Source organism: Oceanobacter sp. 3_MG-2023 (assembly GCF_030688925.1).
GTDB lineage: Bacteria > Pseudomonadota > Gammaproteobacteria > Pseudomonadales > Oceanobacteraceae > Oceanobacter.
Map to the genome: position 1 here is coordinate 60,485 of NZ_JAUYVX010000014.1, position 19,928 is coordinate 80,412.

The window sequence follows — 19,928 nt, forward strand, 5'->3', positions numbered from 1 at the left end:
CCCGGCTGACAGCCGCCGCGGGCTTGTTTATATCAGCCCGGTACCTGTTCGGCATCCTGGGCAGCCCAGAACTGTTTCTTGCGATAAATGGTCGAGGCGCTGATATCCAGCATCGCCGCAGCCTTGGGAATATTGCCGTGATAATGGTTTATGGCCCTTTCGATAATGCGCTTTTCTTCGAGCCATAACGGCAACACCGGGGCTTCAACCGCAACCGGGACTGTTATTGTTGTTGCTGTTATTTCCGGAACCACCTCGGGTATGGTCGCAGCACGGGGAGCTGGCGCTTTTTCCTGCTGCTGGAAAAAGTCGGGCAAATGCCCCGTTTCTATTTGTCGCCCCTGGTTCAGCACCACCATATTACGCAATACATTGGCCAGTTCCCGTACGTTGCCGGGCCAGCGATAACTCATCAACCGCTCTTCAACACCACGACTGATACTCTGGAAGGACTTGCCTTCATCTTCGTTAAACAGCCGCAAAAACGCGTTGGCTATACGTAAAATATCCTGTCCGCGTTCTCTCAATGGTGGCATATGGACCGGAATCACATTCAGCCGATAAAACAGATCCTCACGGAAACGTCCGGCCCGGACTTCAGTCAGGGGATCGCGATTGGTGGCACAGACAAACCGCACATCAACCGTGACTTCCTGATTGGAGCCAACCGCCTGAAACGTCCCCAACTGGATAAACCGCAGCAACTTGCTCTGCAAGGACAGCGGCATTTCGCCAATTTCATCCAGAAACAGGGTGCCGCCATGCGCACGCTGGGCCGCGCCTTCACGGTTCTGGCTGGCACCGCTGAAAGCACCCTTGATATGCCCAAAGATCTCACTTTCCATAAGCTCCAACGGAATCGCCGCGCAGTTCAGCGCGATAAACGGCTTCTTGCTGCGAGGGCTTTCCCGGTGCAGCGCTTCAGCGCACAGCTCCTTGCCGGTACCACTCTCTCCGGTAATAAACACCGTCGCCTTGCTGGATGCTGCACTTTCAATGATGCGATACACCGCCTGCATCGGAAGGGATGCTCCCACCATATTGTAGAAATGACTGCGGTCGAAGGTCTTTTCATAGGTCTCAACCAATGAGCTGAGCTGGACTGTTTTCAGTACCTGCTGCAAGGTGTGCTGCAAGCGGGTTTTATCAAACGGCTTGGTCAGAAAATCGTTGGCTCCCAGACGCATGGCATCAACCGCCACTTCCACGGTGCTGTGCGCGGTAATAATCACCACCGGCAACTGCTGATCCCGTTCACGCAGGGTTTTCAATACCTCCAGACCAGAGATATCCGGTAATTGCACATCCATAACCGCCAGCTGAAAACGATGACGATGCAGCGCATCGATGGCATCTGTGCCGGTATACACCACGGTGACGTCAAACAGATGTTCCAGATACGTCGCATAAACCATGGCCGTTGATTGACTGTCTTCGACCAATAGCAGCCTGGGCAGTGATATTGATTTGGTCATCCGTTGTCTCTCTATTCAGCCTATTCAGCAGCCATCGACTGCATGTAGTTGCGATAACATTCCAGCGTTTGCCGGGCCAGTAACATCAGTTCCTGAGTCGCGCTGATTACCCGCGCAAAATCCGCTGCATTGCCATAACACAGCTGCTCCAGCTGTTGCGCTGCCTGTTGCAGCGCCAGAGCACCAAACACCGCCGAACTGCTTTTCAGGGCATGGGCCTGACTCCCCAGTTCCTGCGGGTTATTGCTCTCCAGCGCGCGATCCAGATCGTCCATCCGCCGGGTCAGCTCGGCAATAAAGCTGTTCAGCATCCGTGGTAACGCCTGCAAAGATGTTTCGGCGGCCAGCTTTTCCAGCGTTGCCTTGTGCAGCAGTCGCGCGTCCAGCTCTGCCTGCGCCGCGGCCTGACGGGCCACACTGGCAGCATGACCCGGTGCATCGTCTGGCACTGCCTCAGGCGGTGTATCGTGCAGCTGTTGATGCTGATACACCTGTCGGTTGATAACGGCCAGCAGGTTTTTGGTAAAAAAGGGCTTGCTGACAAAGTCATTCATGCCGGCGGCCAGGCACCGTTGCATTTCGCTTTTCTCGGCATTGGCGGTCAGAGCAACCACGGGAATATGCTGATTTGTACCGGGGCAGGCCCTGAGCCGGGTCACCGCAGCAATGCCATTCATCACCGGCATATGCAAATCCATCAGCACAATATCGTAATGACCCACTTCCAGCGCCTGCAAGGCTTCAACACCGTTACAGGCATGATCGACCTGATAACCCGACTTGGTCAGTATTCCGCCCAGTACAATCCGGTTCGCTTCGATATCTTCCACAATCAGGATACGGTTATGGCTGCCCGTCACGGTCGCAGTCTGGCTGGGCGTTGCCGCTTCATCGCAGGCTTGCCCGCGCAGCAGACGTTCAATTTTCTGATATGACAGGGGTTTGTACAGCACGCTTTCCTGTTCGGAACAGGGGACAGATTGATCCTGCCCCAATCGGGTCAGCCGCACCTTGCTTATGGACAGCTGCTGATACCAGTCGAGTTCTTGTCCTGTGGCTGGCAGTTCGGCCTCATCGATCAATACCACCTCGGTCGACGTCGGCTGGCGTTCCTGCTGACTGGCTTTGAAGTGCGCCAGGGAAGCAAACGCCGACAGGGCAACCTCCAGCGGTTGTACACACTCTTCAATTGCCTGCTGCAACGCCTCGTTGCCGGTAACCAGAATCACGCGGCGAAATTGCAAGGGTGGCGGTGTGGCCTGCCGGATCATTTCGAAGGAACGTAGCGGCACAGTAAAACGGAATACACTGCCCAGATTCGGGGTTGAGCTGACATCCACCGTGCCTCCCATCCAGACAACCAAACGTTTGACAATCGCCAACCCCAGGCCAATGCCTCCGGCGCGGGTATCCTCTCGGGCATGGACCTGCTCAAACTCATGAAAAACATCTTTCAACTGGGCTGCCGGAATACCACGACCGGTATCATGGATGGATATCGCCAGACACGATGTCTGCCCGGTGCCAGGCACCAGGGCGATTTTAAGGCGAATCAATCCTTTGTCGGTAAACTTGATGGCGTTATCCACCAGGTTTCGAATCACTTGGATCGTATGATCAACATCAAACTCTGCCCGACAGGGCACGCCGTTTTCGATCTGGCAAAACAGCTCAACCTGATCGGTATCGAGCTTGCTTTCCAGTGTGGTGAGCAAGCAGCTGGTCATATCGGCCAGATCAACCGTTGCATAATCCGTGTGCAAGTTGCCTGCTTCAATCCGGGAAAAATCCAGAATTTCATTAATCACCGCCAGCAAGCTGCTCCCGGCAGTATCAGCAATGGTCAATAAACGCCGCTGGCTGGCCGATAAGGATTCCAGCTCCAGTAACTGCAAAATCCCCATCACGGCGTTGAGTGGCGAGCGTATTTCATGACTCATATGGGACAGGAAGCGGGACTTGGCCTGACTGGCGAGTTCTGCGGTTTCTTTCGCCGCTATCAACTGGGCCTGATTGTTTTTCTGCTCGGAGATATTGCGTACAAACGCCGTAAAATAGGTGTTTTTCTGGCTCTTGAAGATAACAGAAGAGACCTCGACCGGTATACGCTCCCCGGCCCGGGTCAGCATAACGGTTTCCCGTCGAGCCCCTTGCCCATAGTACTGTTTTGCACTTAACAAGGCTTTCCGTCGCGCCAGATGGCTATCGATCAGCTCTTCTGGCACCAGGGTCTCTTCCACTTTTTTACCAATGATGTCCTCACGCCGCCAGCCAAAAATCAGCTCCGCCGCGCTACTGAATTCGATGATATTACCCTGCTTGTTCAGCGTAATCATGGCATCCAGGCTGGCCTCGTAAACGGCGGATTTGATCGCATCCTCTTCTCTCGCCTGGGCCAGCTTCTCCACCATGTCGTTAAACGACTGGACGGTAACGGCCAACTCATCCCGGCCACTCACCGGTAATGGCTCGACCATTTCTCCTTTCGACAGACGCTGGGCCTGCCGGGTCAGGTGCGACAAGGTGCGGGTCAGGTAACAGCCCAGAATCCATGAAACCAGCGCAACCATAAATAATTCGGCCAATGCGATCCCGATCAGCCGCGTTTTTGATTCACTAATCAGAAAACTCAGTCCGGTTGTTGATATGCCCAGCTGTATGGTGCCCAGATAAATATCCTCTTCGAACACCTGATAGTCGACATCCAACATGCCATCGTGAATATCGCCAAAATTAAGGTCGCGCTGAAAGTTCCAGTCATGCTTTTCAGGGACACCGGCACTGGCCAGAATACCGCGCTGATCGAGTATCCTGACGTATTCAATATTGCCCTGCGCCATCAGCTGATCGACCATCTCGTTCAGAGTGGCCAGATCGGTGGCGATCAGGGCATTTTCGACCTGGGTGCCAAATAGGCCAACGGTTTCTTGCGCTCGGGTTTCCAGCGCCTGCTGATTAGACAGGGTCAGGATCTGCATGGCCTGCCACACCAGCAAGATCAGAAAGACTGCTTCAATAGCCGCGACGCCAACAATGGTTTTCAGTTTCAAGGACATCGAGTGCTACCTGTCGGAAGGTTGAATATGTAACGCCCTGACATCATTCCAGTCGGCGTATTGGGCGGCGATAAAGCCTTCCATTCCCAAAGCCTCGAGGGTGGTGTCGATACCAGGTTCATGCGGCAATTCAGTAAACGCCGCCACCAGCCGTTGACGCAGTGCCGGTGACAGCCGTGGATGAGCCGCAATGGCGTGAGGGGTATAACCGGGCGAGGTCCACAAGACCCTCAGCTGGTCCTTGATTGAGGTATCCAGCAGATTAAAGGTACGGATAATGCCGCCTCCCGCCGGGTAAAACCCTGCCGCAACGGCCTGATAAACCGCATCATGAGAGCCAACATACTGGCTGCCAAAATCGATGCCTTTCAGGCCCAGACTGGCCTGCGTCAGCAAAGTGGCGGCAAAGGCTCCCACCGATGGAAATGCCAGCGTCTGCCTGTGCAGTTCGTCCAGCCGGGTCAAGGTCGACGCCTGGTTTACAACAATAATGCCCTTGATCTGCCTGTTCTGTACCCGCACCAGGGGCACATAACCCGGGTCATCGGCAAACACCGTCAGGTGATACGGACTCATATACGCAATGTCGTACAGGCCATCGCGCACACGTTGCTCAAAGGCCGGGATATTGGGTGCCGTGGCGAAGCGTATTGCCACCCCTGTCGCGTCACTGATAACGCGCAGCAAGGGCGTCCATTCCCGCAACATTCTGGTCACCGCTTGTTGCGGCACCACACCGAATGTCAGCGTTGCTGTCTGTGTCTGTGTTTCTGCCGCTGCAGCGGTGACCACCGGAGCCTCTGAAGCCGCTGCCGTCGCCGTTAACAGGGTCATGCCGGCCGCCACTGCCATCGTTACGCCGGTCAACAGCCATATCACTCCCACGCGTAACCATTGTTTCATCATGACTTGTTGCCTCATCAAGGTTGTTTGTCCGGCAATGTCTGACCCAAAACACTCACCTACTGATTGTGTTGCTATAAACCACAAGCCAATCGTTCTCTCCGACCTGCCGTGCCCCTCGCCATCAAGGGCGCCCTTCCACACCATCGGGTGGTGTGCTGATCCAGACATCCGACGCCGCCGCTGGCAGTGTGACCCGAAACGGCGGCTCAAATGGTTCCAGAGCATTCATTGCCGGGTCATCCGCACTGGCAACCGATTCTGCTGCCCGCAAAGGCAGGGTTGGTTTGCAGGTCAGCTCAGCAGGACTCAGCAATGATTCCAGCAGCGACTCCAGCTCGGCCTGCTCCAGGGCAGACAAGGCCAGCTGGCTCAGCTGGTCTTTCAAGACAAGATACGCCAGGGTTTCGACCAACCCGGATTCGTTCAACTCCGAGGGTGTTTCACAACAAATTGTGCCCAGCCCATCACTGTCAAAAGGTGGAGCAATCAGCACGCCCAGCGTGGCAAAGGTCTGGTCATACAAATCCCCGACCAGAGGCGCTACCTGATCAATCAGATTAAACTGGTCGGTGGTCCCCGCAGGGCACGAACAATTCAGGTCAAGACTGGTCGGGTCCAGCGGATCGGTGAGCAATGGCGTCACATTCAGCAGGCACCCGGTGTATGCCGGGACACTCATGTCTTCCACCGTCAGCTCCTCGCAGGGCAACCCGGTCACAACGCTCTGGGAATGCCAGCGCGATTGCACGTCGTCCAGGTCAAAGTCACATTGCTCCGGACTCTCCCGATACAAAAAACCCGGCAAACCATCGCTGCCTGGCCCCACCGCATAATTCGCTCCGCCTTGCAGGGCGTTCAGATAGCTGACATTACCGCTCCGGTTCAAGCGGGATGCTCCCTGGCTGTCGGTCAGTTCATCACTGACACTTTTGATACACGGATCACCCTGACAGCTGGCGCTATCGAAATACACCGCTTCCCGGCTGGAGAACCGATCATCCCGGATGCCAATCAGCACCCGTCCCAACGGATCGGTGCTACGGTCGATATAGGCCAGCAAGGGCGCTTCGTGCTCATCATAGGCCACAGGCTCTCCCAGCAGCCGGCCTTGCTGGTCCAGTACCTTGGGGGTCATGTTCTGTTGCTGCACCTTGTGTTTGAACAACGCATCACGAATTGCTACCAGCCCCACCAGAGACCCTAATATCAAAATAGTCGTAATTAGCAGTAATTCCATGGTAATCACGAATCCTTGCTGCCGTTTTGGCGATGCCTGACTCATAACGCCCTCCATCATCAGGTGTATTGAGAGTGGTAGAATCAAAGCGAGACGCCCAATTCCTGAAACAACCGGTATATTTTGTGAACAGCAGGAAAGACCACCAGCACCCCAAACACAGGAAAGGCCACCAGTAACATCGGGAACAATGACACCAGGCTGCGGCGGGCAATCAGCTTGCGCACCCATTGCTGCTGACGAGTACTCATGGACTCCGCAAACGCCCGCAGGCTTTCACACAAGGGAACCCCCATGCGACTGCCCATCTGCACCAGGGCGGCCAGCCGTTCGATTTCAAGGCAGGGCAAACGGAACCGGAGCGCATCAAAGGCATCGTCCTGCGAGACTCCCAATTCAATTTCCCGCATCACCAGCCCCAGCTCCATCACCAGCACATCATCCTTGCGATGACACACATCGATGCTGGTTTTCAGCGCCTGCGGCAAGCTCACTCCCGCCGCCAGATAGGCAGCCAGCATGTCGATAAAAAACGGCAGTCGCTGCCGTACTTCGGCAACACGCTGGCCCCGCAACAACAACAAAACCAGTAACGGCAAGCTGGTCGCCAGCATGCCCACCAGCAAGGCCAGCGGCCACACCAGACCAAACTCGTTCAGGGTCAGTAAAAACGTCAGCGGCATCAGAATCAGACTCGACGGCACAAACCAGAGTGCAACGCCATCCGGGGACAGCCCGGCTTGCCGTACCAGCTTGCGCGGGGCGATCCAGTGGTTGGTGTACAGCAGTGAATGATCGGCATCCAGCCTGGCCCTGCCTTGTAGCGGCAGCCCCCAGATCACCATCGCGCCCAGCAGGATGGTGACCAGCAGTCCCAGTAATAACGCATCAATCAGATTCATGGACGTCATAGACTTTGCCTCGCCAGGTAACGTAGCCAGAAGAACCCCAGCAGCTGGGTAAGTACCGCCAGTACCACCAGTGTTGGCCCTTTCGGATGCTCAACAATCAGGGTCAGCCAGGTTGGATCTTTCCACTGGAAAACCAGAATCAACAGGTAGGGAAACAAGCCGATAAAAACCGATGCCGACAGCAGGCTGGACAGCCCGGTGCGGATTTCGGCACGGGTATCCAGTCGCCGCTTGAGCAGGTTGCGTACCGATCGAATCAGGGTTAGCGGGTCGCCGCCGGTGTTCCAGCTGGAGTCAACTGCCGCCGTAAACGCCCGCACCCCTTCATTGGGGTAACGCTGGTTCAGCAAACTGAAGGACTGATCGGCACTGAGTCCGCCATCCAGACGATGCAGAACCCGCTGCATTTCCAGACGAAACGCCCCTTTGGATGAATGGGCCACCGTCCGCAAACCGTCGGTGATGGGCACCCCCACCATCAGCGATGCCGACATCAATTCCATGGCTTCGTACAGTTGTTGTTCAAACCGGTTCTGTTGGAACGCCAGGCCGTCTTTCATAACAATGACCGCCAGCATAACCACACCGGTGGCGGCACCGGTGGCGGCCAGATAATGCGTCGGAAACAGCGTCAGCATCGCCAGCAGTACCGCAGCAGCCACCAGAAACACACCGGTCCCCAGCAGCAGCACGCCAAAACGAATACCAAGCGTGCTCAAGCGCTGGTTCATGCGGTGCTGCCAGCGATGAAAACCGGAACGCTGTTCCGTCGCACCGATTGTCAGACAGGATTCCGACCAGGCCCGGTCACGCAGAAAGAAGAACAGCCCGCCGGAGATCAGACTGACCAGTGCCGCCAACAATACGCCCAGATAATCAATCATTGCCTCACCTCTGCTAACTCCTCGGCCCATAGGTCGATGTCGTTTCATAAGTCGTTTTATTGATCGTGGCGGACGCCGCCTGAAAGCGGATTTCCAGTTCGGTACGAGTATCCGACTGGGTCAGGGTGGCAATGCTGGCGATACGCCGATGACCATCAGCATCCCGCTGCAGATGAACGATCACATCGATCGCTGACGCGATCATTTGCTGGATCATGGCCGGAGGCATCGTCGGCAGGCTTTTCAGTGCCAGATATTCAAACCGGTTAAGCACATCCCTGGGGCTGTTGGCATGCACGGTGGTCATGCTGCCATCGTGGCCGACGTTCATGGCCTGCAGCATGTCGAACACTTCATCCCCTCGCACCTCACCGACAATGATGCGGTCTGCCCGCATCCGTAACGCCGTTTTGAGCAAGTCAGTCAGGCGGATAACACCAAGCCCTTCACCATTTCCCAGCCGGGATTCAAGCGTCACGACATGGGGGTGATCCAGCGTCAGTTCCTGGGTTTCTTCAATGGTGATAATCCGTTCGGTCAAGGGAATCTGGCCCGACAACACATTCAGCAGACTGGTCTTGCCCGCCGAAGAGCCTCCGGCAATCACCATGTTTGCGCCCTGGCAGATAGCATCCGATAAATAGGCCCACATCGCCGGGGTCATAAAGTCTCGTGCGATCAGGTCGTCCGACGTCAGCGGTGTCAGCCGGAAACGACGAATGGAGATCACCGGGCCACGGGGAGACGGCGGCGCAATCACGGCATTCAGGCGGCTGCCATCGCTCAGCCGGGCATCCACAATCGGGTTGCCCATATCAATATGCCGCCCCTGCTGGCTCAGAATCCGGTTCAGAAAGCGCAACAAATGGTCATTGCCATCAAAAGCGACACTGGTGCGCTCCAGACGGCCGTTGCGATCAACCCAGATATCGTTATAGCCGTTGATCAGAATGTCGGATATCCGTGGGTCCAGCATCAGCTCGGTAATTGGCCCCAGCCCCTGGATTTCATCGGCCACGGTGCCCAACAACTGGCTGCGCACCCCGTCCGCCAATGCACGGCCATGGCTTGCCAGCAAGTCATCCAGATGCTCTTGCAGATGGCGAATCAGGGCCACCCGATCCACCACCGAGTGTTCGGACACACCTTCCAGCCCTTCCAGCACCCGCCGATGCAGTCGGCGGCGCAGGTGGCTGTATTCTTCCGATGCCAGTGGAATCAGCGCTTCATCCATCCTCTCGGCCTGGGTCATAAGGACACCTCCATCTCCAGGCTCATTTGCAGATACTGGTAGCAAACGGGGTGGTATGACAGCCCGGTCAGACGGCCTCTGGAGGCCCGATGATCCGGCTTGATCGCCAATGCCTGGCTGTAATGGCTGCACGCCAGATCCGGATGGGATTGTGCTTCCTGTACCAGCCCTTGCAGATACTGAATGCGCCAGGCTGGAGACCCCAGCCGACCGGCCTGTTCCAATAATTGCTCGGCCTGCACATAATCACCCGACACATAGCGGACGGCGGCCAGACCTTCCCTGATTTCCGGGTAATCCGGGGATTGCATCAACGCTTCTTCCAACAGGCTGCCTGCCAACCGCAAGTTGCCTTGCTCCAGTGCAATCCGGCTGCGAAGCAGACGGGCCTCCGGTCGCGGACTGGGCAGCCAGACCAGTTGATCCAGCAGTTCCTGGGCAGCATTAACATCACCAACGCGGTAGTGCATCACCGCCGCCGCCATCCGGATACGTTCATGATAAGGGTGTAGCAACACCAGCTCATCCAGCGCACGCAGGTGGCGCAAACAGTCACGGACACCCGAGCGCTGGCTTGATGGATCCACACAACCGCTACTGAAATCCTCCGATGACTGCAAGGCAGCCAACTGCCGGGTCAGGGCTTCTTCCGGGGCATAATCGGTTTGGGACTCAGGAGACATGGACGCACACCCCGTCAGCAATAATCCCACCAAGGCCAGCTTCAGAGTTGTTATAACAGGCGTTGCAGGCTTCATGGTCGTGCCTCCCCGGAGATAGAAGAATGACGATTCAACGGCATGGGGTTGACTGCCCATTGCAGCAATTCACTGCTGTCGGCAAATTCCCACAAGGCCGTCTGATGCAAAGGCTCCCGTACAATGGTTGGCGTCACCACAATCACCAGTTCACGGTCGCGATAGCTGGACACATCGGAGCTGAACAGTTTGCCCAGGAATGGAATCTGCGACAGAAACGGCAACGACTGGTTACTCTCGGACTGATCCCGCGATACCAGGCCACCCAATATCAGTGGCTGGCCATCACGCAGCCGGGTCGACGTATTGATACTGCGGACATCAAAGGCCGTGGTGTCCAGTGTCGAACCGGTACTGTCGGTAATGTGCTGGGACAGCGCGGTATCCGGCGTGGAGACACTGGGGTTCAGCTGCAAGGCGATATGATCGGTCTCATCGATCACCGCACTGACGGTGAGCTCGATACCGTATGACTTGAACTCGGTACTGCTTAACAGCGCGTCACCCAGTGCACTGCTATCGGTACTTTGACCAAAGTTCGTGTAGGTCGTCCGGATTGGAACTTCCCCACCCACCTGAATGGTACCGGTGTCTCCGGACATCAAGGTGATTGTTGGTTTCGACAAGGTGCGGGAAATGCCTTCTGATTCCAGCATCGAAAACAGCGCATTCAACGACGCCTGTTGCCCGGCGATCTGCAACTGCCCGGACAAGGCCCCGTTAAAGATATTCAGCGCGGTCTCCAGACTGTCGTTGCCCAGTGCCGTCGACGTATCGGCAGCATTGGAGCTCAGACCAATGCCCGGCTGCCATTCTTTCAGACGACTGAGACTGACCTCATACATCTGCACCGAGACCCGTAACTGGGGAATGTCTTTCACCCGGATCATCGACAGCACCCGGCCACCGGCAATGGACAGTACATTGGCCCGCGACAGCTCGGCCGTTGTTGCCTGAACAATGCCCTGATTGGTGCCCCCCTGGGGCGACGACACCACACGACCCGCTTCGTCGGCATAAATCTGAATCAGGCTGTTGAGCAAGATTTCATCCTCATCCGGGCGAATAAACAGACGCGACACCACCGCCAATACCCGCGACAGCTCAGCCTGTGTTTGTACTTCGCCCTCCAGCATCAAGGTATCGTCCTCGCCATTAAAACGGGCCTGCTGCCGAATGCGCCGCACCCTGACGGAATCCGTGCCGATTTCCTTCAGGGCACGGCCAATACGATCTTCAATTTTCTCCGCCTGATGACGGACACGGATCAGGTTGATCAGCGGTAACGAGTTCTGGTAGATATCGGCCAACGGCGCATCATTCACCAGCCCCTGGTTAACCAGCCCACCCTGACGCTGCAAATAACGGGATACCGCCCGCTCGGCGGTGTCTTTCTGATGCTGATAACCCACGCTGCCACTGAGCAGCAAGACCTGGCGGTCCGGTGCCGCTTCGATACGAATATTGGCGTCGATATTTTTTAATGCAGTCTCCAGAAACGACAGATCGGCCGTGACACTCAACATATAGGCATGGCTGCTGCCATCCACGAACCACACCATCATGCTGGTCTTGCCGACGTCTTTGGCCAACACCAGCAATTCTTTTTCATTCAGTACATCGATCTCGGCGATCGCCTCCTGCCCTACCGCAACGCGGCGCAATTCCCGGTTAAAGACAAAACGAACATGTGTCCAGCGCATCAATTCATCGATTTTTTCCGAGCGCTCACCATTGGCCTGCTCAATGTAATTCAGTGGGTTGCTGGTATCGGCCACCACAGGTAATGACACCAGTACCAGGGTCGCCAACAGCGAAAAAAAGTATTTCATGACATAGCTCCTGGCTGTCTGAGTGAACGACAGGAATCGCCGCCCTGATACAGTTCAATCCGGCGATAATGGGAATGTTGAGGCGGATAATCGTGATAATCCCCCGTCCGCAGCGGTCGGCCCTGAATACTGATCTGGATGCGACGGATGCCGAAGGTCGACAGGTACTGGTACACCGCCAGCGCCCGCTGGTAAGCCAGCTTGCGGTTATAAAGTTCATCACCACGTATATCGGTTGTCGCCAGAATCAGAATGGCTTCATCACGGTTTTTATTAAGCTTGGCCCAGGCCAGCAGGTGCTCAACTTCTGCGGCTTTTACTTCTGCCTTATCGGTATCGAATGCGTTGTAACCCAGATAAACCAGACGCTGGATATCCACCGCGGTTGCCTGTGACGGACTGGCTTCATCCGGTAAATGCACCGAGCAATAAATCATCGGCGTTGTGACCGCATCCTGATCCAGCCGGGTTTCACAGACCTGAAAGCCGTTTTCCCGGCGGCAATCCAGCTCATGCGGTGGCGCAAACACCTGCTCACGATGCCCTGTTGCAGGTACCGTAACCGGGTAAGTAGCAGGGTAAGACGTCTCACCGGCGGCGTTGACAGGCACAATGACAGACAAGACACCCAGTCCGATCACGATCATCTGTTGAATAAAGTTCGGCACATCAACCCCCTTCTGTTGAATGTAGTCAGAGGGTGTTTGCAGGACGCATACCAACTAGTATTTTAAATTTTTACCTTAAAATTCAATAACTTATAATTATCGAAATACAACCGCACAGCGATTACTCAAATTGCATTGCAAAATGCGAAACCAGCCAGAGCGAATCGCAATATGCGGACGAGCAAGAACAGACAAGAATAGTCGCGCATAAACGGCTGGAGGCAACCCCAGGAGGGAGCACGAAGATCGAACAGCAAAGTTCGACGCCACAGACCGTAACGAGGATAAAAACAGAGACAGAGACAGAGACAGAGACAGAGACAGAGACAGAGACAGAGACAGAGACAGAGACAGAGACAGAGACAGGATAAACTCTGATCGGCAAGCGCAAGGGCAAGGAACAAATGCCGCTGCCCACTCACCACTCAGGCAAAAACAGTAAAACCGGAGTCTGGCTCCGGCCTAGCGATGAACAATGACGGTTTTTTTCGTCAGCCCGGAATAAACATCAATCGTATGATTCTGCGGTGCTGTCGGCATCCAGACAGCCTGGGTGGCCACCTCTGCCGTCGCCGGATTATGCAGCACCAGACTGACGGTATCCGAATTATTGATCGCCGCCAGCGGATACACCTCTTCCGGCAAGATCGAAATCACCAGCGTGGTATCTCCCTGATACGACAAATGATTGCCCGATTTACCCGCACTTGCCCGCAGCGCTTTCATGGAACCGACCATACGAATATTACTGGCCGCCTTACGCACGCCCTGGGCATTCTTGACCAGCACATCAAAACGGTCTGCAGACTGTATTTGCGAAACCGGGATGGAACCGTGGCTGACGGTCAAGGTATATAAAACACGATTATCCGCCAGTCGTTCCGATAACGTCGGGATATCCGGAGCCGCAAGCTCACCAAAATAAAAAGGCATGCCCGCTTGTTTAGCCACCTTGAGCACCTTGCCGACCACCAGACTGGCATCCAGCGCCTGTCGATCCGTTTTTTCAATTTCGCGCATCGTCAGTGTGTTTTCAGTCACCAGGGTACCGGCGGTCAAGGTCTGGTTAGCCACCAGCACCGTGTGGTAATTCATCTTGTCGATCTGGCGATATCCCAGCACCGCGGTCAGCAACGCTGAAATAGAAAATACCGTCAAACCAACAATGGCACTGCCGTTTAATCTGCGTTTCATGATCCATTCCTCCGTAACCACTGAACGAATAAAGGTTCTGACCCATTGGTCAGAACCTGATCAGGCGATCAAGGAGCAGTCAAGGTCCCTGCAACAGCAGCAGAACTGGCACCCAGACTGGCAGCCGTTGCACCACCTTCCAGTGCGGTGGCGGTGACGAAGGTAAACTCGGTATTGTCCCCGGCAATCACATCTGGCGCGTCGCCATAAACCGACCCTTCGACGGCGGCGGTACTTTCGCCATTCACCAGACCATTAAATGCGTAGGTCTGATCCAGGCTGCCAATGGCTTCCGCAACGTCTTCCATTTCTGCTGTCAGTGCATCGCGCATGGTCACCAGACCCACTGTCAAACCGACCACCATGGTAGTCACCAGCAGCACCAGCTCCGAGGTCATAACGAAACCACCCTGTCTGGTTTTATGCGCCGTAATTGAAGTTGTCATAATGTAATCCTCATTGCATTTTAGGTATTTTATAGGCTGTAAAAACGTTCAAGCATTTCATTGTTAACCCCTTGTTTACTCTGCTCTAGCCAGTCGTTAACCGGGGTTACATGGGTATTGCAGCCGTTGTGCCAATTTTTGAAATACCCTTTCCAGCGGCGTATCCGGCGATACAAAAACACCATATTTGCCAGCCCTAGAAACATAAAAACCCTTTATTAATGCGGGTTACAGCGATGCCGGAATATTTTATAAAATATCCTGGCCTGCACCAGAAACCCTGAATATCAGCTCAATAACAAAACGTAATGCCTCTCAATACCTGACTTTGCCATGGCATGACGTTTTTTGATTCGCAAAATGAAAAGTAATTTGAGAATCAGAAACAGCCCAGTACCGGAACCTCGCAGGCAACCAACCCGGAAAAGATCAACTACTGTGGGTTTACACAGTGTTTTTTACTGTATATATTCACATCTACTGTACAGATAAACAGATATGGAAACCCTATGATCAAGCTCACCGCCAGACAGCAGCAGGTACTCAACCTGATCAAATCCGCACTGGAAGAAACCGGTTTTCCACCCACTCGTGCAGAAATCGCCAAGGAACTGGGATTCAAATCCCCCAACGCCGCAGAAGAACATCTCAAGGCACTGGCACGCAAAGGCGCAATCGCCATCATGCCCGGTGCCTCCCGGGGTATCCGGATTATCGGCACGGAACCGGAAGGCCTGCCAGTCGTTGGCCGCGTGGCTGCCGGTGAGCCGATCCTTGCCCAGGAACATATCGAGGAATACTGCAGCTTGCCCGCCAATTTCTTCAAGCCAAGTGCCGATTATCTGCTGGAAGTACAAGGCGACAGCATGAAAAACGTCGGGATTTTTAATGGCGACCTGATTGCGGTACACAAGTGTGAAAGCGCCCGTAACGGTCAGATTGTGGTGGCCCGGGTCGAAAACGAAGTCACCGTCAAACGCCTGGAAAAAAATCGTAACAAGGTGCTGTTACACGCCGAAAACGACGCCTACCGACCGATCGAAGTCGATTTGCGTCAGCAGGAATTCAATATCGAAGGTTTGTATGTCGGAGTCATCCGCCGTAATCACTAATCAATCCGCCCAGACAAGACAGCCAGTATCGGTCAGTAGTCATTCACGAGGTTTTGTATGCGCCAACTCAGCTTGCCAGTCGATCGTCAGCCCGTATTGCCGTTTACGAGTATCAACCCGATAACAAGCAAGCCACACGCCTGTGGCAGCCTGACCGAAGTGATTGTCTCTGATGACAGCGCGATCCAGCCGATGCAGCTATTACCCATGCTGGCGCATTGTAATGCCAGTGACCGCTGGCTGATGTGGCTCAGCCCTAACCGAACGCTGAACAAACGATCACTGGCTGATATGAATCTCGACAAGGCACCGGTTATTCATATCGATCTCCAGGCAGATACCCAACAACTGTTGTGCCAACGCATTCTCAACAGTGGTAATAGTCACCTGATTATTGAATGGCAAGGGAATATCAGCCAGCGTGAACGTCGCCGCTTGCATAGTCTGGCACGGCAGAGTGGCAGCCATGTCGTACTGGTACAGGTCCGCCCAAACCTCTGACATACATATAACAGTCGCGCATAAAAAACGGGTAGCCAGGCTACCCGTTTTTTCATTACCCAGCGAAGCATTTAATGCAGCGGATAGCTGTGTTCTTCAACATCAAAGTCATCATCCACATCCATGCCCGACAGCTCGCTGACCTTACGGACACCGGCTTCCAACATCACACGTGCAACATCCATATGGTGCTCACTCAAGCTGGCTTTGGCATCCTCTGAAAAGTGGATTCGCATTAATGCATCACCGTCTTGCTCATCGGCCCGACGTAATGCAACATCCCCATTGGAAAGCTCAATAATCTCGAAAAAGCGTGCCATATATCGTCTCATAAAAAGTGACTGATCAGTCTAACACAGGTGCGACAAACACACGCAGGGCAGAATTTCAGGATTCGCGCTGATTGGCTCGTTGCTCATCGATAAGCTGATGAAAGCAGGCCAGCCAACCGGACACATCCTCTCCATCCCCCGACACCGGATCGTCGGCCGTCGAGGTAATCAGGCGCGTCGCCAACATTGGCTCCACGCCTGATAGCGCTGGCCAACCCAGCTGTTCCACCGCTTGCAAAAAACGGTAAAACCAGCTGAACACGTCTTCGGACAACGCCTGCCACTGGCGCATATCACCCGTCACCAGAGACGTTTGCTGCAACAATTGTGGCAGCGATTCCACTCGGCTGTTCACACCGGCTGCCTGTGCCAGCTCATTCAGATAACACCGATAAGCGGCCAGCAGCTGCAACAGCGCTGCATCATTTAACCCCTGAGTCAAAGCCTGACCCAGGTTCGCCTCCGCGGCTGCAGGTAATTGCTCCAGCAGCAGCCGGCATTGATACAGGCGCTGATTGGTCTGTCCAACCCAGTTCATGGCGGCCACAGATCAGAAGTCCAGTGTCAGGCCCAAATGCCAGCCATCACCCAACTTGTAGCGTTCATCCATATGTTCGACACGAATACCATTATAACGATAACCAGCATAGACACGGGCGGAAGGAATCACCGCATACTGGGCACGAAAATCACTGTTGATCAGGTTTTCGGCATCACCAAAAGAGACAACCGCAGGCGCATAATAGGCGTAAGCGGCGAAACTGACATCCGGATGAGTTGGAATGGCAGCACGGAAAAAGCCACCAACACCCAGAGCTGCACCATCGTAGTGGTCACTTTCAAAAGCAAAGGCCTTGGCACCCACTCCGATATACAGATTACCGTGCGGCTTGCGCAAATCGACAACATGTACACCGGCACCCAGCATATTGCCATCGTCCATATCGTGCAGGGCCGACAGGTTCATATGCAAGCCTGAGCTTGCCTGCGTACCATCATAAGCAATACGGACAGCATCATTGGCGAGACTGAGATCCAGAGCGCCACCCGCCTGGGCACTCATTGCCAGGCATGACAGTGCAGAAGCAGCCATAACCCGACGAACAGCCAGAGTCATTCCTTTCATAATTCCCCCAAAAACAGTAAACCCCGGCCAGCAGAACTGCGGCCGGGGCATCAAATAACAAGTGCGGGCATATTAGCAGTGCCCGGCAATCGGTAACATGCACAGATTACAAAAACTGACGCTAATTTGAAGCAGTTCGCCACCCGCCAACACGGGTGGCGCACGCGCTTTACTTCATCAGATCCAGCAGCAGTTTGTTCAGTTTACCTACGTATTCCGCCGGATTTTTCAACTGGCTGCCTTCGGCCAACTGCGCCTGGGCATGGATCAGACCAGCCAGTTCAGCAAAACGGTCTTCATCCTGTTCATGATCCAGACGCTCGATCAGCGGATGCGTCGGGTTGATTTCCAGCGTAATCTCCGGCTCTGGCATCGACTGACCAGCGGCTTCCAGCATGCGCCGCATATGGCCACCCATATCAAACTGGCCGACCACCAGACAGGCGGGAGAATCGGTCAACCGTGAGGTGACTCGTACATCCTTGACATCCGGCAGTACTTTTTCCAACCGCTCAGTCAGGCTTTTATGGCTTTCCTGCAGGGTTTCCTGTTGTTTCTTTTCATCTTCATCAGCGAGTTCATCAAGGTCCAGTTCACCTTTGGTGATGTCCTGGAATGACTTGCCATCAAAGGCATTCAGATGACCAACCATCCACTCATCCACACGATCGGTCAGCAACAGGACCTCGATACCTTTTTTGCGGAAATATTCGATGTGTGGGCTACCCATGGCAGCCGCGTGGGATTCGGCGGTGATGTAGTAGATTTTTGTCTGGCCTTCATGCATACGCGCGACATAATCCGCCAGGCTAACGGTCTGGGCTTCGCCTTCGCTGGTCGAAGTGGCAAAGCGGAACAAGGCGGCAATTTTTTCCTTGTTGCCATTGTCTTCCGCTGGGCCTTCTTTTAATACGTCACCAAATTCGTTCCAGAAGGTCTGGTATTTTTCGCTGTCGTTTTTCGCCAGTTTGGTCAAGGTATCGAGGATACGTTTGACCAGTGCCGAACGCATGCTGTCGACCTGCTTGTCTTGTTGCAGGATCTCACGAGAGACGTTCAGCGACAGGTCGTTGGAGTCCAGCACCCCTTTTACAAAACGCAGGTACAGCGGCAGGAACTGCTCGGCATCGTCCATAATAAAGACGCGTTGCACATACAGCTTCAGGCCCCGGGCACTGTCGCGGTTCCACATGTCGAACGGTGCCTTGGAGGGAATATACAGCAGGCTGGTGTAATCCAGTTTGCCTTCCACCCGGTTGTGCATCCAGGTCAGTGGCTCATTCCAGTCATGGGAAATGTGTTTGTAGAACTCCTGATACTCTTCATCCGTCAATTCTGAACGGGAGCGGGTCCACATGGCTTTGGCCTGGTTAACCGCTTCAGGTGCCTTGCTGGCTTCGCTGTCTTCAGCCTCGTCATCGGCACTGATTTCTGGTGGCAAGAAAACCGGTACCGCAATATGGTCAGAATACTTTTTGATCAGTGAGCGCAGACGGTAGTTATCAGCAAACTCAGCTTCATCGGCTTTCAGATGCAGGATGATTTTTGTACCGCGTTCAGGCTTGTCGATTGGCTCCAGCGAGAAATCGCCTTCACCGGCGGATTCCCACCGAACCCCCTGGTCCGCTGCTTCTCCGGCACGACGGGTTTCCACCACGACATTGTCGGCCACAATAAAGGCAGAGTAGAAACCGACACCAAACTGGCCGATCAGCTGGGAATCCTGTTTTTGATCACCAGTCAGGTTGCCAAGAAACTCGGCAGTACCTGATTTGGCAATGGTACCCAGATGATTGATAACATCATCCCGGTTCATACCAATGCCGTTATCGGTAATGGTCAGGGTGCGCGCATCGGCATCAAAATCGATATGCACCGCCAGTTCACTCTGGCCTTCAAACAGAGCGTCGTTTTGTAACGCTTCAAAACGCAATTTGTCGCAAGCATCCGACGCATTGGAAATCAATTCACGCAGGAAAATTTCCTTGTTGGAATACAAGGAGTGAATCATCAAATGCAACAGTTGTTTTACTTCGGTTTTAAAACCAAGCGTTTCTTTGCTAGCTACGGTCATGCCTGTCTCCTGTCTCAGTACACCCACGGTGTACTCCGTTACCTGTATCAAAAAACCGGCGACCACTCACAATACGAGTGGTCGCTACATGTCATGGCTACAAGGTGGGGACAGCCCATCGCTTTTCAAGCCCAAAGAGACATCTATCAACGCCAGTGTCAGAA

Annotated in this window: 18 protein-coding genes; 2 read left to right on the forward strand and 16 right to left on the reverse strand. The window is 54.4% G+C overall.

Translation table 11 applies throughout. The features are described from left to right. Positions 1-32: 32 nt before the first annotated feature. The 12 genes from Q8W32_RS13220 to Q8W32_RS13275 all read right to left on the reverse strand — a co-directional run bounded on the left by Q8W32_RS13220 (position 33) and on the right by Q8W32_RS13275 (position 14,619). On the reverse strand, positions 33-1,475 hold the full coding sequence (locus Q8W32_RS13220; protein WP_305415309.1) for a sigma-54 dependent transcriptional regulator: 1,443 nt from the start codon (positions 1,473-1,475) through the stop codon (positions 33-35). Positions 1,476-1,495: 20 nt separating this feature from the next. Next, positions 1,496-4,531: a response regulator gene (locus tag Q8W32_RS13225; protein WP_305415311.1), complete on the reverse strand. Its 3,036-nt coding sequence runs from the start codon at positions 4,529-4,531 to the stop codon at positions 1,496-1,498. Between the two features lie 6 nt (positions 4,532-4,537). Further along, on the reverse strand, positions 4,538-5,437 hold the full coding sequence (locus tag Q8W32_RS13230) for a phosphate/phosphite/phosphonate ABC transporter substrate-binding protein (protein WP_305415312.1): 900 nt from the start codon (positions 5,435-5,437) through the stop codon (positions 4,538-4,540). 121 nt (positions 5,438-5,558) lie between these two features. Continuing rightward, positions 5,559-6,719: a hypothetical protein gene (locus tag Q8W32_RS13235; protein ID WP_305415313.1), complete on the reverse strand. Its 1,161-nt coding sequence runs from the start codon at positions 6,717-6,719 to the stop codon at positions 5,559-5,561. Positions 6,720-6,757: 38 nt separating this feature from the next. After that, a complete protein-coding gene (locus tag Q8W32_RS13240) occupies positions 6,758-7,585 on the reverse strand; it encodes a type II secretion system F family protein (RefSeq protein WP_303431968.1) in 828 nt (275 codons plus the stop codon). Beyond that, positions 7,582-8,469, reverse strand: coding sequence for a type II secretion system F family protein (locus Q8W32_RS13245; RefSeq protein ID WP_305415316.1), 888 nt, complete (start codon positions 8,467-8,469; stop codon positions 7,582-7,584). The genes Q8W32_RS13240 and Q8W32_RS13245 overlap by 4 nt, the downstream gene beginning before the upstream one ends. Before the next feature lie 13 nt (positions 8,470-8,482). Continuing rightward, positions 8,483-9,721 carry a CpaF family protein gene (locus Q8W32_RS13250; RefSeq protein ID WP_305415318.1) on the reverse strand — a complete coding sequence of 413 codons (1,239 nt, stop codon included), beginning with the start codon at positions 9,719-9,721 and terminating at the stop codon, positions 8,483-8,485. Then, positions 9,718-10,404 (reverse strand): M48 family metallopeptidase, encoded by a 687-nt coding sequence (locus Q8W32_RS13255; protein ID WP_305415320.1) that lies wholly within the window; start codon positions 10,402-10,404, stop codon positions 9,718-9,720. Before Q8W32_RS13255 ends, Q8W32_RS13250 begins: the two co-directional genes overlap by 4 nt. 71 nt (positions 10,405-10,475) lie before the next feature. Continuing rightward, on the reverse strand, positions 10,476-12,311 hold the full coding sequence (locus tag Q8W32_RS13260) for a pilus assembly protein N-terminal domain-containing protein (RefSeq protein WP_305415322.1): 1,836 nt from the start codon (positions 12,309-12,311) through the stop codon (positions 10,476-10,478). Beyond that, positions 12,308-12,979: an OmpA family protein gene (locus tag Q8W32_RS13265; RefSeq protein WP_305415324.1), complete on the reverse strand. Its 672-nt coding sequence runs from the start codon at positions 12,977-12,979 to the stop codon at positions 12,308-12,310. Before Q8W32_RS13265 ends, Q8W32_RS13260 begins: the two co-directional genes overlap by 4 nt. A 462-nt stretch (positions 12,980-13,441) precedes the next feature. Beyond that, positions 13,442-14,173, reverse strand: a complete 732-nt coding sequence (locus Q8W32_RS13270) for an SAF domain-containing protein (RefSeq protein WP_303431962.1) — start codon at positions 14,171-14,173, stop codon at positions 13,442-13,444. 68 nt (positions 14,174-14,241) lie between these two features. Then, positions 14,242-14,619 carry a hypothetical protein gene (locus Q8W32_RS13275; RefSeq protein ID WP_303431961.1) on the reverse strand — a complete coding sequence of 126 codons (378 nt, stop codon included), beginning with the start codon at positions 14,617-14,619 and terminating at the stop codon, positions 14,242-14,244. A gap of 509 nt (positions 14,620-15,128) precedes the next feature. Between Q8W32_RS13275 and lexA the strand changes: the two genes are divergently transcribed. Both lexA and Q8W32_RS13285 read left to right on the forward strand, forming a co-directional pair. After that, the gene (gene lexA / locus Q8W32_RS13280; RefSeq protein WP_303431960.1) at positions 15,129-15,731 is read left to right on the forward strand and encodes a transcriptional repressor LexA; all 603 of its coding nucleotides are present in this window, start codon (positions 15,129-15,131) and stop codon (positions 15,729-15,731) included. A gap of 57 nt (positions 15,732-15,788) precedes the next feature. Continuing rightward, positions 15,789-16,232 carry a cell division inhibitor SulA gene (locus Q8W32_RS13285; protein WP_303431959.1) on the forward strand — a complete coding sequence of 148 codons (444 nt, stop codon included), beginning with the start codon at positions 15,789-15,791 and terminating at the stop codon, positions 16,230-16,232. A gap of 71 nt (positions 16,233-16,303) precedes the next feature. Here Q8W32_RS13285 and Q8W32_RS13290 read toward each other — a convergent pair whose 3' ends face one another. The 4 genes from Q8W32_RS13290 to htpG all read right to left on the reverse strand — a co-directional run bounded on the left by Q8W32_RS13290 (position 16,304) and on the right by htpG (position 19,764). Next, entirely contained in the window at positions 16,304-16,552 is a 249-nt protein-coding gene (locus tag Q8W32_RS13290) for a hypothetical protein (protein WP_303431958.1), read from the reverse strand. Between the two features lie 67 nt (positions 16,553-16,619). Further along, entirely contained in the window at positions 16,620-17,102 is a 483-nt protein-coding gene (locus tag Q8W32_RS13295) for a DUF6586 family protein (protein ID WP_305415328.1), read from the reverse strand. 12 nt (positions 17,103-17,114) lie between these two features. Continuing rightward, positions 17,115-17,690, reverse strand: coding sequence for a YfaZ family outer membrane protein (locus Q8W32_RS13300; RefSeq protein ID WP_303431956.1), 576 nt, complete (start codon positions 17,688-17,690; stop codon positions 17,115-17,117). A gap of 169 nt (positions 17,691-17,859) precedes the next feature. Next, positions 17,860-19,764: a molecular chaperone HtpG gene (htpG, locus tag Q8W32_RS13305; RefSeq protein ID WP_305415330.1), complete on the reverse strand. Its 1,905-nt coding sequence runs from the start codon at positions 19,762-19,764 to the stop codon at positions 17,860-17,862. Positions 19,765-19,928 lie beyond the last annotated feature (164 nt).

What these genes read in the sequence shown, in the direction of transcription:
- Q8W32_RS13260 (WP_305415322.1), bottom strand. Translation starts at nt 12,311, where the DNA reads ATGAAATACTTTTTTTCGCTGTTGGCGACCCTGGTACTGGTGTCATTA.
- Q8W32_RS13230 (WP_305415312.1), bottom strand. Translation starts at nt 5,437, where the DNA reads ATGATGAAACAATGGTTACGCGTGGGAGTGATATGGCTGTTGACCGGC.
- Q8W32_RS13290 (WP_303431958.1), bottom strand. Translation starts at nt 16,552, where the DNA reads ATGGCACGCTTTTTCGAGATTATTGAGCTTTCCAATGGGGATGTTGCA.
- Q8W32_RS13255 (WP_305415320.1), bottom strand. Translation starts at nt 10,404, where the DNA reads ATGTCTCCTGAGTCCCAAACCGATTATGCCCCGGAAGAAGCCCTGACC.
- Q8W32_RS13300 (WP_303431956.1), bottom strand. Translation starts at nt 17,690, where the DNA reads ATGAAAGGAATGACTCTGGCTGTTCGTCGGGTTATGGCTGCTTCTGCA.
- Q8W32_RS13220 (WP_305415309.1), bottom strand. Translation starts at nt 1,475, where the DNA reads ATGACCAAATCAATATCACTGCCCAGGCTGCTATTGGTCGAAGACAGT.
- Q8W32_RS13250 (WP_305415318.1), bottom strand. Translation starts at nt 9,721, where the DNA reads ATGACCCAGGCCGAGAGGATGGATGAAGCGCTGATTCCACTGGCATCG.
- lexA (WP_303431960.1), top strand. Translation starts at nt 15,129, where the DNA reads ATGATCAAGCTCACCGCCAGACAGCAGCAGGTACTCAACCTGATCAAA.
- Q8W32_RS13240 (WP_303431968.1), bottom strand. Translation starts at nt 7,585, where the DNA reads ATGACGTCCATGAATCTGATTGATGCGTTATTACTGGGACTGCTGGTC.
- Q8W32_RS13295 (WP_305415328.1), bottom strand. Translation starts at nt 17,102, where the DNA reads ATGAACTGGGTTGGACAGACCAATCAGCGCCTGTATCAATGCCGGCTG.
- Q8W32_RS13270 (WP_303431962.1), bottom strand. Translation starts at nt 14,173, where the DNA reads ATGAAACGCAGATTAAACGGCAGTGCCATTGTTGGTTTGACGGTATTT.
- htpG (WP_305415330.1), bottom strand. Translation starts at nt 19,764, where the DNA reads ATGACCGTAGCTAGCAAAGAAACGCTTGGTTTTAAAACCGAAGTAAAA.
- Q8W32_RS13245 (WP_305415316.1), bottom strand. Translation starts at nt 8,469, where the DNA reads ATGATTGATTATCTGGGCGTATTGTTGGCGGCACTGGTCAGTCTGATC.
- Q8W32_RS13225 (WP_305415311.1), bottom strand. Translation starts at nt 4,531, where the DNA reads ATGTCCTTGAAACTGAAAACCATTGTTGGCGTCGCGGCTATTGAAGCA.
- Q8W32_RS13275 (WP_303431961.1), bottom strand. Translation starts at nt 14,619, where the DNA reads ATGACAACTTCAATTACGGCGCATAAAACCAGACAGGGTGGTTTCGTT.
- Q8W32_RS13285 (WP_303431959.1), top strand. Translation starts at nt 15,789, where the DNA reads ATGCGCCAACTCAGCTTGCCAGTCGATCGTCAGCCCGTATTGCCGTTT.
- Q8W32_RS13235 (WP_305415313.1), bottom strand. Translation starts at nt 6,719, where the DNA reads ATGAGTCAGGCATCGCCAAAACGGCAGCAAGGATTCGTGATTACCATG.